The organism is Variovorax paradoxus (assembly GCF_030815975.1).
In the GTDB taxonomy this organism is placed as follows: domain Bacteria; phylum Pseudomonadota; class Gammaproteobacteria; order Burkholderiales; family Burkholderiaceae_C; genus Variovorax; species Variovorax paradoxus_N.
The window spans coordinates 321,848-335,138 of sequence record NZ_JAUSXL010000002.1 but is presented as its reverse complement, the minus strand read 5'-3'; the positions used below and the strand labels follow the sequence as shown (position 1 = coordinate 335,138).

Here is a 13,291-nt window from a genome sequence, read left to right as displayed (position 1 = left end):
CGGCCTCATAGCTGCCGCGCCAGGCGCGGGTCGAGCGCATCGCGCAGGCCGTCGCCCAGCAGGTTGATCGCCAGCACCGTGGCCGCCAGCAGCAGCCCCGGGTACAGGATGATGTGGAACGCCACCGCCACGAAGTTGCGGCCCTCGGCCATCATGTTGCCCCAGCTCGGCGTCTGCGCCGGCACGCCCACGCCAAGGAAGGAGAGCGCCGCTTCGGTCAGCACCGCGGCGGCGGCCACGAAGGTCGACTGCACGATCAGCGGCGCCACCATGTTGGGCAGCACGTGGCGCAGCAGGATCACCGGCAGCCGCGTGCCGACCGCATGCGCCGCCTCGACATACAGCTGCTCGCGCAAGGTGAGCGCGAGCGAGCGCACCAGCCGCACCACGCGTGGGATCTCGGGCACCGTGATGGCGACGATCACCGTCGTGAGGCTGGCGCGCGTCACCGCCATGAGCGCAATGGCGAGCAGGATGCCGGGAATGGCCATGAGCCCGTCCATCACGCGCATCACCGGCCCGTCGGCCCAGCGCACGAAGCCCGCGAAGAGGCCGATCAGCACGCCGAAGAAGGTGGCGAGCAGCGCGACCGAGGCGCCCACGATCATCGACACCTGCCCGCCCCACACGGCGCGGCTGAACACGTCGCGGCCGAGTGCATCGGTGCCGAACAGGTGCTCGGCCGAAGGCGGCTGCATGCGCGCGAGCGGGTCGATGTCCTGCGGATCGAAGGTGGCGATCCAGGGCGCGGCGATGGAGACCGCGGCCACCGCAACCAGCAGCAGCCCGCCGACGATCAGCGTCGGATGCTTGCGCACCCAGCGCCAGCGCGGCGGCACGAAGGGCGCGTCATCGGCCGCGGCGGCGGGCGGCGCGGGCAGGTGGTTTTCACTCATCGGAAGTACGGTGGACATGGGTCGTCTAGTACGTGATGCGCGGATCGAACAGGCGGTAGCTCAGGTCGATCAGCAGGTTGATCAGAACGTACACGCCGGCCGACAGCAGCAGCACGCTCTGGATCACCGGGTAGTCGTGGCGCTGCACCGAATCGATCACGAGGCGGCCCACGCCCGGAATGGCGAACACCGTCTCCGTCACCACCACGCCGCCGATCAAGAGCGCAATGCCCACGCCCACCGTGGTGGCGATGGGAATGGCCGCGTTGCGCAGCGCATGGCCCAGCACCGGCAGCACGCCCAGGCCCTTGGCGCGCGCGGTGCGGATGTAGTCCTCGTGCAGCACCTCGAGCACCGTGGCGCGCGTCATGCGGGTGACGAGCGCGATGTACACCAGCGCCAGGTTCACGCAGGGCAGCACCAGCCCGCGCAGCCATTGCCCGGGGCTGTCGGAGAGGCGCACGTAGCCTTGCACCGGGAACCACGGCAGCTGGATCGCAAAAGCGTAGATCAGCAGGTACCCCACCAGGAACACCGGCACCGAGAACGCGAGCACCGCGAACAGCATCACGAGCCGGTCGATCCAGCTGCCCGCGCGGTAGGCCGCGAGCGTGCCCAGCGGCACCGCCAGCACCAGCGTGAGCGCCATGGTCAGCACCGCGATCGACACCGTGGGCTCCAGCCGCTGAGCGAGCAGCTGCACCACCGGCACCTGCGTGAAGATCGAGGTGCCGAGATCGCCCGTGAAGAGCTTGCCCAGCCAGATCGCGAACTGCTGCCACAGGGGCAGGTTCAGGCCCAGCGCGGCGCGCAGCTTCTCGATGTCTTCGACGGAGGCAAGGTCGCCCGCGATCAACGCCGCCGGGTCGCCCGGCGAAAGGTGGATCAGCAGGAACACCACCACCGCCACCACTGCCATCACGGGCAGCGTCGAGAGAAATCGTCGGAGGATGTAGCCCATGGTGCAGCCGTGCGATGCCGGTTACTTGTCGAGCATCCAGACCGTCGGCATGCCGGCCCAGAGCTTGTCGGTCCCCTTGAGGCTGGCGCGCGCGGCGAACGCGGCCGTGTACTGGCCTGCGTTGATGTAGGGCACCGCTTCGTAGGCGCGGGCCTGGAACGCGTCGAGAATTTCGCGCCGCTTGGCCGGCACGGTTTCCTTCAGCCAGGCGTTGCGCAGCTCGTCGAGCGGCTTGTCGCAGGGCCAGCCGGGCAGCGTGTTGCCGCAGGCCGCGCTCAGGTAGGCGTTGGTGATCGGCGAGTTGACGTCGAACTCGCCGGCCACGGTGACGTACATGTTCCAGCCGCCGGCCTCCGGTGCGTCGCGCTTGGCGCGGCGCGCGCCGATGGAGGCCCAGTCCATGGTCTGCGCGTCGACGTTCATGCCGATGCTGCGCATGGTCTGCGCGGCCATCAGTGCCTCGGCATTGAGGTAGGTGACGTCGCTCGGCACCAGGAGGGTGACCTTCTCGCCCTTGTAGCCGGCGTCCGCAAGCATCTTCTTGGCCTTGGCCACGTCGGCCTTGCGGTAGGGCTCGGCGCCCGCGGCGGTGTCGTTGGGGCTGCCGCAGATGAAGTAGGTCTGGCAGTAGGCCATGCGCATGTCCAGCGGATAGCCCATGGCCGCGACGATGCGTTCCTGGCTCACGGCCTGCAGCAGCGCCTGGCGCACCTTCGGGTTGTTGAAGGGCGGCAGCAGGTGGTTCATCACCAGGAAGCCCTGGTAGGTGCCGCCCGAGCCGATCTTCACGCCGGGGTCGGTGCGCAGCGGCGCGATGTAGTCGGGCGGCACCTGCTCCACCAGGTCGACCTCGCCGCGCTTGAGCGCCGCGATGGCGCTGTTGGCGTCGGGAAGGTAGAGCCATTCCACGCGGTCGAAGGTGGTCTTCTTGCTGCCGGCCAGGCCACTCGGCGGTTCGCTGCGCGGCACGTAGTCGGGGTTGCGCACGAACACGGTCTTGTTGCCCGGCACCCATTCGTCGCGCTTGAAGATGAAGGGGCCCGAGCCGATCACCTCGGGCAGCGGCGCCGTCGCGGGCATCTTCGCGAGCCGCTCGGGCAGGATCACCGGCGGAAAGCTCGACGGCTTGGCCAGCCCCTCGAGCACCAGGCCGGAGGGCTCGGCGAGCGTGAGCGTGAAGGTGCGCGCATCCACCGCCTTCCACTCGGCGCCGCCCGCCACCATGGCGCGGCCGATGCTGTCGCGCGCGGCCCAGCGCTGCAGCGAGGCAATGGCGTCGGCCGAGGTCACGGCGGCGCCGTCGGAGAACTTCAGGCCCGGGCGCAGCGTGAAGCTCCACTGCTTGCCGTCCTTGGAGCTGGTGTACTTCTCGGCCATCTGCGGCTGCGGCTTGCCGTTCGCATCCTGCGCGAACAGCGTGTCGTACACCATGTAGCCGAAGTTGCGCGAGATGTAGGCGGTGGTGAAGGTCGGGTCGAGGATCTTCAGGTCGGCATGCGCCACCACCTTGAGCGTCTTGGGCGCCGGTGTCTGGGCGAGCGCCGGCAGACACGCGGCGGAAAGCGCCAGGGCGGCAAGGGCTGCAAGCGTTCGTCGTTTCATCGTCGGTACTCCGATAGAGGCTGAAAAGAAGCGGGCCAGATTCATTCGCGAAACACCGCGGAACCGGCTTTGCCGGGCCGCTGGTGTTGCCCCCTGGAAGGGGGTTGGAGGCCACACGAAGTGGGCAAGCCTGGGGGTCATGCCGTGATCGGCCACTTGGGCAGGCGCGCCTTGCGGTAGGGCAGGGTGTTGAGGTCGAGCGTCACGGCGCCTGGCGCACCGGCGTAGATCACGTGCTTCGCGACCTTCGAGTAAGAGGCGTAGAAGTGCTGTGAAGACTTCACCACGATGATCTTCTTCGCGGCCAGGTCGCAGCCCAGCTGCGTGAACAGGTCGGTGCCCATGGCCTGGTTGCGCAGCGTGATCAGCACGATCTCGATGCCGTTGGCCTCGACGAGTGCGCTGTCGCCCATCAGCGTGGGCGTGCCCGCCAGGCCCGTCATCACCAGGTCGTGCTGCAGTGCCTTCACGGTGCAGTCGAGGTCGATCGGGTCGCCCGACAACGGGCTGATCTTGCCGCCGATGCGCATCGCGAGCTTCGCGCCCACGCCCGCATCGAAGGCGATGCGCACCGCGATCGGGTCCCACATCGGCCCGATGGCCGCGTTCGTGATGCCGCGCTCGACCATGCGGCGCACGATGAAGGTGGAGTCGCTGGCCGCGCCGCCGCCGGGGTTGTCGGCGCCGTCGGACAGCACCACCGGGCCGCCATCGAAGGCCAGCGCTTCGTCGAGCGAGGCATCGATGCTCGGGTAGTCGATCGCGAGCCCGTCGCGCATGGCGATGACTTCATCGGCAAGCTGGCGCGCCAGCGCATCGGCCTTGGCCTGGTCGCCGTCGGTGTAGACCAGCACCTTGGTGCCCATCTCGGGCACGTCGCCCCATGAGAAGCCGTGCGTGAGCGAGATCGACAGTACGCCGTCCTTGCCCTCCAGCGACTGCATGCGCTCGACAAAGCCGCGCGCCGGTTCGCGCGAGGTGTGCACGGTGACGATCATGTCGCAGTCGACCACCGCGGCCACCGGCTTCACCTTGCCTTCGGCCATCGCGGCGCAGATGTCCACCAGCTCCAGTCCGCGTTCGAGCACATCGGTGTGCGGATATTCCTTGAACGAGATCATCAGGTCGGCGTTACCGATCATCTCGGGCGTCAGGTGGTTGTGCGGATCGAGTTCGGCGCCGATGACCACGTCGGGCCCGACGATCTTGCGCACGCGTGCCAGCAGGTCGCCTTCGCAGTCGTCGTAGCCGTCGGCCACCATCGCACCGTGCAGGCCGAGCAGCACCATGTCGACCGGCAGCACCGCGCGCAGGTCGGCCAGCAATTCCTCGCGCAGCGTTTCGTAGGCGTGGCGCGTGGTCGTGCCGCTGGGCTGCGCGCCGGCCACCATGCCCTCGAACAGCTCCCAGCCCTTGTCCGCACCGCGCATGCGCGCAGCCCACAGCGGGCCGGAGAACAGCGTCATCGCATCCGGGTGCTTGCCGGCCGGGAAGTGGCCGCGGTCCTTGAAGGAGGCGAGGCCGGTCGGCATCGGGCCGAAGGTGTTGGTTTCGGTGGCGAGGGAGGCGCTGAAAACTCGCATAGGTTTGTCTCTGTGGTTGTGGGAGTGTTCTTGTCAGCCGGCTGCAGCGGTGCGAAGGCGCTGCGGCCCGAGCATCTCGGCCGTGAGCCCAAAGGCCGCGATGCGCTCGGGCAGCGGCAGTCCGCGTGCCAGCGCTGCGCAGGCTTCGCCCATCGCCGCCGAGGTCTGGATGCCGTAGCCGCCCTGCGCCGCAACCCAGAAGAAGCCCGGCGCATCTGGATCGAAGCCGCCCACCAGGTCGCCGTCGGCCACGAAGGAGCGCAGGCCGGCCCAGGTGCGCGTGGGGCGGCGGATGGTGAGCGTGGTCGCTTCCTCGATGCGGTGGATCGCGAAGGCGATGTCCAGCTCCTCGGGCTGCACGTCCTGCGGCTCGACCGGATCGGCGTTGGCCGGCGAGCCAAGCAGCATGCCGGCGTCGGGCTTGATGTACCAGCCTTCGTCGGCACCGAACACCATGGGCCAGTGCGCGACGCTGCTGCCTTCGGGCGGCGCGAAGATGAAGGCCGAGCGCCGGCGCGGCTCGATGCCGATGGGCTGCACGCCGGCAAGCTGCGCGATGGTGTCGACCCAGGCCCCTGCGGCGTTGAGCAGCACCGGCGCTTCGTAGACGCCGCCGCCGGCCGTCACGCGCCAGTGGCCGCCGATGCGTTCGATGGCCGTCACGCCGGCATCGCACACCAGCTTGCCGCCGGCCTGCCGCATGCCGCGCAGGTAGCCCTGGTGGATGGCATGCACGTCCATGTCGGCGGCATCGGGCTCGTAGACGGCGCCGGCCACCTGGCCGGGCCGCAGGGCGGGCACCATCGCGAGCGCCTCTTCGCTGCCCAGGCGCGTGGCGCCGGTGTTCATGGCGCGCAGCACGTTCCAGTGGGCTTCGAGTTCCGGCAGCTGTTCCTTGCTCGCGACCATCATCGCGCCGCGCGGCGTGAGCAGCGGGTGCTCGGAAAAGCCTTCGGGCGGATGCTCGAGGAAGGCGCGGCTCGCCATGGTGAGGGCGCGCACCTGCGCCGTGCCATAGCTTTCCATGAAGAGCGCGGCCGAGCGGCCGGTGGAGTGGTAGCCCGGCTGGGCTTCGCGTTCGAGCAGGATCACGCGGGCATGCGGCGCGAGCCAATGGGCCACCGAAGCCCCGGCAATGCCGCCGCCAATTACAAGGTAGTCGGCCACCACGGGCGCTGGAGAGTTTGCAGTCATCGGCGAAAAGTGTAGGTAGAAATTTGCGGATACGCAAATTAAATAGAAGGCACCAAGGGGAAACCATGGTGCACCGCATCGGTGAAATTTGCGTCAACGCAATTTGCGTATACGCAACTTCCGGGCCTGCGTCACGCGGGTCAACGTGGATGGCGCGGCACCGGGCTGGCAGAATTGCGCTGCACTAAAAGAGAAAGCCAAGCGTGAATCCACACACAGGGACCAAGCCGGGGACAAGGCCGAAGGACGAGGCGCCCACGCTGGACCGCACCACTTTCGGCCATCGCCTGCGCGCCGCGCGCAAGCGCTTCGGCTGGACGCTGGCGCAGCTGGCCGAGCGCTCGGGCGTGTCGATTACCACCATCTCGCGCGCCGAGCGCGGGCAGCTGGCACTGGGCTACGAGAACTTCACCGCGCTCGGCCGCGCGCTGGAGATGGACATGAACGCCATGTTCGCGGGCGCCGGCGTCAAGCCCGCGCAGCTCGACGGGCCGGTGGTCACGCGCGCCGGCAAGGGCGTGGTGTACCGCGGCCTGTCGATCGCCTACGAATTCCTCGGCACCACGGCGGCCGGCAAGCAGATGAGCCCGATCGTGGGCACCGTGCATGCGCGCCGCATCCATGGCCCGGAAGACTTCGTTCGGCACTCGGGCGAGGAATTCGCCTATGTGCTGTCGGGCGAGATCGAGGTGCACTTCGACAACGGAGAAGTGGTGCATCTGGCGCGCGGCGATTCGCTGTATTTCGACAGCCGCATGGGCCACGCCTATGTGAGCGTGAGCCGGCAGCTCGCGAAGATCGTGGGCATGACCACGGCGGAGAGCGGGCACATGAGGTCGGCGCGCGAAGCGCCTGCATCCGGTCCGGTGGGAAAGGTGTTGCCCAAACCCCGGCCCAAATCCAGGCCAGCAGCCGTCGCGAAGAAAGCCGCGCGAGGCCGCGGCGCCTGACGCTTCGCCGCGCTGTCCTGCTGTCGCCGATTTGCGCGCGAATCCTGGCGAGGGCCGCTATGCTGGCGCCCGCCAATCACTCCGACAAGAAACCATCATGACCCTGCACTCGTCCTTCCTTGCCCTGCGGTCTGTGTCGCTGGCCTGCAGCCTCGCCCTTGGCGCCGCCGCCGCCGTGCACGCCGCGCCCGATGCGAAGCTGCTCGCCGCCGCCGAGAAGGCGCAGCCCGCGGTGATCGACAGCCTCAAGGAGATGGTGCTGATCGAATCGGGCAGCCTCAACGTCGACGGCCTGCTCAAGATGGCCGACGTGGTGGAAGGACGCCTGAAGGCTGCCGGCTTCAAGACCGAGCGGCGCAAGGCCACGGCCGGCGCGGGGGCCGATCTCGTCATCGGCACCCTCAAGGGAACCGGCAAGCGCAAGATCATGCTGCAGGGCCACATGGACACGGTGTACGCCGCAGGCATTCTGAACAGCCAGCCCTACAAGGTCGACGGCAACCGGATCTACGGCCCCGGCATCGCCGACGACAAGGGAGGCCTCGCGGTCATGCTGGCGTCGCTGAAGATACTGGCCGACGCGGGCTGGCGCGACTACGACACGCTCACTGTGCTCATGAATCCCGACGAAGAAGTGGGCTCGGTCGGCTCCGGCGAACTCATCGCGGCCATGGCCGACCAGCACGACACGGTGCTGTCCTTCGAGCCCACCGCGGCCAAGTCGGTGGCCAAGGGCGAATCGCTGCTGCTGGGCGCGGCCGGCATCGCGCAGGCCACGCTCGACGTGAAGGGCCGCGCATCGCATGCGGGTGCCGCGCCCGAGCTGGGGCGCAACGCCCTGTACGAGCTGTCATACCAGCTGCTGCAGACCAGGGACGTGGCCAAGGACATCCCCGGCGTGGCGCTCAACTGGACCGTGGCGCGCGCCACCGGCCCGATCAACCAGATCACCGAGAAGGCGCAGGCGCTCGGCGACATCCGCATCACGCAGCCCGGTGCCGAGAAGAAGCTCGAAGCCGCCCTGCAGGCGAAGATCGCGAGCGGCAAGCTGGTGCCCGACACCGAGACCACGCTCAAGGTGGAAGTGGGCCGCCCGGCTTTCGTGGCGGGGGAGAAGGGCCGTGCGCTGGGCGAGAAGGCCCAGGCCATCTACAAGGAAATCGACCGCGAACTCGCGCTCACGCCGATGACCGGCGGCGGCACCGATGCGGGCTATGCGGGCCGCTCGGGCAAGGCCACCGTGGTCGAGAGCTTCGGCCTGGCGGGCTTCGGCTATCACGCGCGCGACGAATACATCGAGGTCGACTCGATCGTGCCGCGCCTCTATCTCGTCACCCGGCTGCTGACGGAAATCGGCAAGCAGTAACCCGCGTCTCGGCGGCCGCCCTCAGGGCTGATCCTTGGGCGGTTCGCCGGGTCGGCCGGGTGGTCGGCGATGCGCGGCGGCGGCCGCTGCCGCGTGCTGCTGGGCCTGTTGCTGCTGGTGCTGCTGGCGGACTTGCTGAGCCTGCTGCTGAGCCTGTTGCTGTTGGCGTTGCTGCTGTTGCTGTTGCTGCTGGCGTGCCGCTTGCGCCTGTTGCTGTTGCTGCCGGTGCATCTGCTCTTGCTGCTGTTGCCGGGCTTGTTGCTGCGCCTGCTGTCGTTGCACCTGTTGCTGTTGAGGCTGTTGCTGCTGAAGCACGCGGGCTTGTTGCTGCGCTTGCTGCTGCATCTGCTGCTGGCGCCTTGATTGCTCCTGCTGTGCCGATTGTCTTTGTTGCTGGCGCTCTTGCATGGCCTGCTGTTGCTGTTGCTGTTGGGCCTGCCGGCTGGCCGCGCGTGCCTGTTGCTGTTGTTGCTGGGCCTGTTGTCGCCGCGCTTGTTCCTGCTGCTGTTGTTGAAGCAGGGCCTGCGGCGGTTGCTGGGGTATGTTGCGCGCCTGCTGCCGTGCTTGTCGCTCCTGTTGCTGTGCCTGTTGCGCTTGCTGGCGCTGCGCCCTGTCTTGTTGCTGCTGCTGCTGTTGCTGAAGACGTGCCTGTCGTTCCTGCTGCGCTTGCTGGCGCTGGCGCGCCTGCAACTGCTGGGCCTGTTGCCCGGCTTGTTGCTGCTCCTGCTGCTGGCGCATGAAGGCTTGCTGCTGCCGCGCTTGCTGCTCTCGTTGCTGTTGCTGTTGCTGCTGCTGCTGCTGCGCGAACTGGGCGTTATGCGGCGGGGGCAGGCCCGGCGCGGCCGCGAAATTGGGAGCGGGAGCGCCTGGCGGCAGACCGCGCGGCGCGTTGTTGTTGTAGACGTTGCGCACGTTGTTGACCACGGTCGTCGAACGCGAGATGTAGGTGCTGTTGTTGTAGACCACCGCGGGCCGCGCATAGGCCGGCGCCACCGCGCGGTCGCGATCGCGGTAGCGCGGCGCGCCCCAGTTCATGTCCCATGAACGCCAGCCCCAGTCGTGGCGTTCCAGCGCGGCGCCCACGACCACGCCGAGCCCGAAGGTGAACGCACCGGCCGCCGCCATCTGGCCGCGGCTGTAGCCGGGCGCGGCCTCGACGGGCGGGGCATACGCATAGCCGGGGTACACGGGCACGGGCTCGCCGTAGATGCGCTGCGGGTCGTAGCTCGGCACGTAGACCACGTCGGGCTGGGCGGGCTCGATGGTGATGAACTGCGGCGGCGGCTCGACCACGGCAGGGCCGGCATAGACGGGCTGCACGTCCGGCGCGGGCGCGTAGTTGCGCGGCGTGGCAGCGCTGGCCACGCGCAGCCTGTTGTTGGTCTTGAGCCGGCCCGCCGCCTGGGCGCGCTGGCGCATGACCTGGATGGCGTTCATCACGTCGGCCGGATCGTTGTAGTAGGCCTGTCCGAGCGCCTCGGTCCACGCGATGTTGCCGGCCATCTGGTCGAGCACCGGGCGGAATGCGGTGAGCGACTTGACGCTCGGATCCCAGGGCTGCTGGTTGGCCGCATCGGCGAGCGGGCCGCCCCTGAGCGCTGCGTTCTGCGCGAGCCAGCCGTGCGCGGCGGTGATCTGGTCGGGATAGGTGGATCCGGCCAGCACCTGCGCCACCAGCTTGTCGGGATACAGCGCGATGGGTGCGACGAGTTGATAGAGCTGCTCGGCCGAGGGTGGCGTGTAGGCCACGGGTGCGGGCGCCGGCGCGGGCGGGGCTGGTGCCGTGGCCACTGGCGCCGCGGGCGCCGGTGCCGGGGCCGAAGGCGTGTCGGTCTTGTTGCAGCCGGCGACAGCGAGTGCGCCGATGCACAGCGAAATCGTCAGGAGCCGCGCAACCGGTGTGCGGCGCAGTGTTGTTGTCATCTGGAGTTCCTGTGAGCGCGGACGCCGCGCCCTCGAAACTCTTCAACGGCGCGCCGCTTGGGGCGACGACGCCAGCCTGCATCGCCGATGCAACGGTCTGTGTCGGCGGTGCGCCGCCTGCGCTGTCGGCGCAGAACCACAGGCCCGCAGGAGCCCTACTTGGCGCCGCCCGCGTATTTGGTGACGCTCGTCGCGCTCACGTGATAGCCGCTCACGCCCATCATCGAATCGTTGCGCAGGGTCTGCAATTTGCCGGTGACCCACACGGTGTCCATGGCGCGGAACTTGGCGCCCTTGGGCGTCACCACGTGCAGGATCTGGTTGGCAGGCGGTGGTGGCGTGTGGATGCAGGCGCCGAAGTAGGGCACGAGCAGGAACTCGGTGACCTCGCCCTTGGCTTCTTCGAGCGGCACGATGAAGCCCGGGATCTTGATGTCCGCGCCGTTCATGGCCGGGTTGGTCGGCGCATTGTTCGACACTTCCTGCATCTTCATGAGCAACTCGTTGGCGCGCGGGTCGCCGTCGTTGAGCGCGCTCAGGTCCATGCCCTTGAATTCCTTGGCCGGGTCCCAGTCCTTGGGCACGAGTTCTTCCCAGGTGATCTGGCGCGGCTGGCCCGGCGGGGCTTTGGCTGCTGCGGCAGGCGGCGCGGCCTTGCCGCCGAGCGGGTTCGATGCGGTCGTGTCCTTGGGCGCCGGCTCGGCGGCCCACGTGGCGGCTGCGAGGCCGGCGCCAGCCAGCAGCATCGAAAGCCGGGTGAAGGCTTGGAGCGTGGAGATCTTCTTTGCGATGCGCATGGTCTAAATCCTCGGTGAGAGGCCGTCGGCCAAAGAGAGCCGGTAGGCACGAATGCCGGGCAAGAGGCTGGCCAGCCAGCCCGCGACCAGCAGGCTCGCCATCAGCAGCCATTCATTCAGTGTAGGTTGCGAAAGGCTCAATGTCAGCCCGAACTGCGACTGCAGCCATGGCGCGAGCAGGGCGATGCCGAGCACCGCCATCACCACGCCGAAGGCCACGCCCAGCACGGTGACCATGGCGCCTTCGAGCGCGAGCAGCGCCAGCACATGGCGCAGGCCGGCGCCCACGGCGCGCAGCACGGCCAGCTCGCGCCGCCTTTCGTTCAGCCCCGCCATCACCACCGAGACCAGGCCCGCAAGGCTCACCAGCGCCACCAGCGCCGACATCAGCAGCAAGGCGTTCTCGCCGATGCCGATCACGCTCCACAGCTCGTCGAGCGCCACGCCCGGCAGGATGGCCATCAGCGGCTCGCCGGTGTAGGTGGAAATCCAGCGCTGCACGCCGAACACGGCCGAACGGTTCTTCAGGCCCACGAGCGCGGCCGTCACGTTCTTGGGTGTGAGGTCGAACTTGCGCACCTGCTCGGCCGGGATCTTCACGCCCGGCATCGGCGCGCCGCCCACCCATTCGAGGTGGATGGCTTCCATCGCTTCGAGGCCGATGTGCACCGTGCGGTCGACCGGCGTGCCGGTGCGCGCGAGCACGCCGACCACGGTGAAGGGCTTGTCGGCATGCTCGGACGCGTTGAGTTCGCCGCTGCCGTGGGCCAGCGTGATCTTCTGGCCGACGTGGTAGCCGAGCTTGTCGGCCACTTCGGCGCCCACCACCGCATCGAACAGCGCACTGAAGGGCTTGCCTTCGCGCAGCGCGAGCGGCTGCCGGTTGCCGTAGCGAAAGCGCGTGAAGTATTCGGGCGAGGTGGCCAGCACCGCGAAGCCGCGGTGCGAGTCGCCGAGCGAAAGCGGCACCACCCAGTCGACGCCGGGGTGCGCGGCCAGGGCCTGCACGCTCTTCCACGAGATGTTGTTGGTGGCCGCGCCGATGCGGAACACCGAGTACAGCAGCAGCTGCGTGGAGCCGGTGCGCGCACCGACGATCAGGTCGGTGCCCGAGACGGAGGACGCGAAGTTCTGGCGCAGCTCGGTGCGGATGCGCTCGACGCCGAGCAGGAGGAAGGTCGACAGCGCGATCGAGAACACCGTGAGCGCCAGCGTGAAGCGCCGGTTCCAGGCGCTGTGCCAGGCGATGGAAAAAAGCGCCTTCATTTCAGGTATCCGCCGCCATGGCCGCCGGCGCCGCGCGGTTGATCTCGGGCAGCAGCACATGCCGCGCAAAGCGCTGCGCAATGCGCTGGTCGTGGCTCACGAACACGAGCGCGCTGTTGTTGACGGCGCAGGCCGTCAGCAGCACGTCGAGAAAGGCCTCGCGCCGGTCTTCGTCGAGCGCGGAGGTGGGTTCGTCGGCAATGACCACCTCGGGCTGGCCGATGAGTGCGCGCGCTGCGGCGACGCGCTGCTGCTGGCCCACGGAGAGCTGCATCGCCTGCCGCTTCCACAGGCTGCGGTCGAGCCCCATCTGATCGAGCAGGTGCTCGGCCTCGTCGCGCGCACTGCCGCCGCGTGCGGCCTGCGACTCGCGCCGCTGCGAGAAGCGGCAGGGCAGCAGCACGTTGTCGAGCACGCTCAGGTACGGCAACAGGTTGAACTGCTGGAAGATGTAGCCGACATGCGCGACGCGGCAGCGGTCGCGCGCGGCGCCCGAGAGCTGCGACCAGTCGTGTCCCAGCAGCGTGACGCGGCCTTCGTCCGCCACCAGCACGCCGGCCAGCAGCGACAGCAGCGTGCTCTTGCCGCAGCCGCTCGGGCCGTGCAGGAAGACCGCCTCGCCGGCGGTGATGCGCAAGGCCTCGATGTCGATGCATGGCTTTGGCATGCCGGGCCACGAGAAGCGCAGCCCTTCGGCGGCGAGCACCACGCGCAGCGGCGGCACGGCCTCGCCCTGGGGGATGGTGCTCACAG

At 68.7% G+C, this 13,291-nt stretch carries 11 protein-coding genes; 2 read left to right on the top strand and 9 right to left on the bottom strand.

The genetic code is table 11. The features are described 5' to 3' along the window. Positions 1-5: 5 nt before the first annotated feature. The 5 genes from QFZ47_RS05340 to QFZ47_RS05320 all read right to left on the bottom strand — a co-directional run bounded on the left by QFZ47_RS05340 (position 6) and on the right by QFZ47_RS05320 (position 6,236). Positions 6-914 (bottom strand): ABC transporter permease, encoded by a 909-nt coding sequence (locus QFZ47_RS05340; protein WP_307654659.1) that lies wholly within the window; start codon positions 912-914, stop codon positions 6-8. Between the two features lie 7 nt (positions 915-921). Continuing rightward, complete coding sequence (locus tag QFZ47_RS05335) at positions 922-1,857, bottom strand: ABC transporter permease (RefSeq protein ID WP_307654658.1); 936 nt, start codon at positions 1,855-1,857, stop codon at positions 922-924. Between the two features lie 21 nt (positions 1,858-1,878). Beyond that, the gene (locus QFZ47_RS05330) at positions 1,879-3,459 is read right to left on the bottom strand and encodes an ABC transporter substrate-binding protein (RefSeq protein ID WP_307654657.1); all 1,581 of its coding nucleotides are present in this window, start codon (positions 3,457-3,459) and stop codon (positions 1,879-1,881) included. 137 nt (positions 3,460-3,596) lie between these two features. Next, the gene (locus tag QFZ47_RS05325) at positions 3,597-5,042 is read right to left on the bottom strand and encodes a M81 family metallopeptidase (protein ID WP_307654656.1); all 1,446 of its coding nucleotides are present in this window, start codon (positions 5,040-5,042) and stop codon (positions 3,597-3,599) included. Between the two features lie 33 nt (positions 5,043-5,075). Further along, positions 5,076-6,236 (bottom strand): NAD(P)/FAD-dependent oxidoreductase, encoded by a 1,161-nt coding sequence (locus QFZ47_RS05320; RefSeq protein WP_307654655.1) that lies wholly within the window; start codon positions 6,234-6,236, stop codon positions 5,076-5,078. Between the two features lie 203 nt (positions 6,237-6,439). On the opposite strand from QFZ47_RS05320, the gene QFZ47_RS05315 reads away from it, so the two are divergent. Both QFZ47_RS05315 and QFZ47_RS05310 read left to right on the top strand, forming a co-directional pair. Next, on the top strand, positions 6,440-7,186 hold the full coding sequence (locus QFZ47_RS05315) for a helix-turn-helix domain-containing protein (protein ID WP_307654654.1): 747 nt from the start codon (positions 6,440-6,442) through the stop codon (positions 7,184-7,186). A gap of 97 nt (positions 7,187-7,283) precedes the next feature. Continuing rightward, complete coding sequence (locus tag QFZ47_RS05310) at positions 7,284-8,552, top strand: glutamate carboxypeptidase (protein WP_307654653.1); 1,269 nt, start codon at positions 7,284-7,286, stop codon at positions 8,550-8,552. 21 nt (positions 8,553-8,573) lie between these two features. On the opposite strand, the gene QFZ47_RS05305 is transcribed toward QFZ47_RS05310, so the two are convergent. The 4 genes from QFZ47_RS05305 to QFZ47_RS05290 form a co-directional block, all read right to left on the bottom strand. Then, positions 8,574-10,475 carry a DUF3300 domain-containing protein gene (locus QFZ47_RS05305; RefSeq protein ID WP_307654652.1) on the bottom strand — a complete coding sequence of 634 codons (1,902 nt, stop codon included), beginning with the start codon at positions 10,473-10,475 and terminating at the stop codon, positions 8,574-8,576. 155 nt (positions 10,476-10,630) lie between these two features. Further along, the gene (locus QFZ47_RS05300) at positions 10,631-11,272 is read right to left on the bottom strand and encodes a DUF3299 domain-containing protein (RefSeq protein ID WP_307654651.1); all 642 of its coding nucleotides are present in this window, start codon (positions 11,270-11,272) and stop codon (positions 10,631-10,633) included. A 3-nt stretch (positions 11,273-11,275) separates the two neighbouring features. Then, positions 11,276-12,538: an ABC transporter permease gene (locus QFZ47_RS05295; protein WP_307654650.1), complete on the bottom strand. Its 1,263-nt coding sequence runs from the start codon at positions 12,536-12,538 to the stop codon at positions 11,276-11,278. Between the two features lies 1 nt (position 12,539). Further along, a complete protein-coding gene (locus QFZ47_RS05290; protein WP_307654649.1) occupies positions 12,540-13,289 on the bottom strand; it encodes an ABC transporter ATP-binding protein in 750 nt (249 codons plus the stop codon). Between the last annotated feature and the right edge of the window lie 2 nt (positions 13,290-13,291).

Coding starts and splice junctions, on each gene's coding strand:
- QFZ47_RS05310 (WP_307654653.1), top strand. CDS start 7,284: ATGACCCTGCACTCGTCCTTCCTTGCCCTGCGGTCTGTGTCGCTGGCC.
- QFZ47_RS05335 (WP_307654658.1), bottom strand. CDS start 1,857: ATGGGCTACATCCTCCGACGATTTCTCTCGACGCTGCCCGTGATGGCA.
- QFZ47_RS05295 (WP_307654650.1), bottom strand. CDS start 12,538: ATGAAGGCGCTTTTTTCCATCGCCTGGCACAGCGCCTGGAACCGGCGC.
- QFZ47_RS05300 (WP_307654651.1), bottom strand. CDS start 11,272: ATGCGCATCGCAAAGAAGATCTCCACGCTCCAAGCCTTCACCCGGCTT.
- QFZ47_RS05320 (WP_307654655.1), bottom strand. CDS start 6,236: ATGACTGCAAACTCTCCAGCGCCCGTGGTGGCCGACTACCTTGTAATT.
- QFZ47_RS05330 (WP_307654657.1), bottom strand. CDS start 3,459: ATGAAACGACGAACGCTTGCAGCCCTTGCCGCCCTGGCGCTTTCCGCC.
- QFZ47_RS05340 (WP_307654659.1), bottom strand. CDS start 914: ATGTCCACCGTACTTCCGATGAGTGAAAACCACCTGCCCGCGCCGCCC.
- QFZ47_RS05325 (WP_307654656.1), bottom strand. CDS start 5,042: ATGCGAGTTTTCAGCGCCTCCCTCGCCACCGAAACCAACACCTTCGGC.
- QFZ47_RS05305 (WP_307654652.1), bottom strand. CDS start 10,475: ATGACAACAACACTGCGCCGCACACCGGTTGCGCGGCTCCTGACGATT.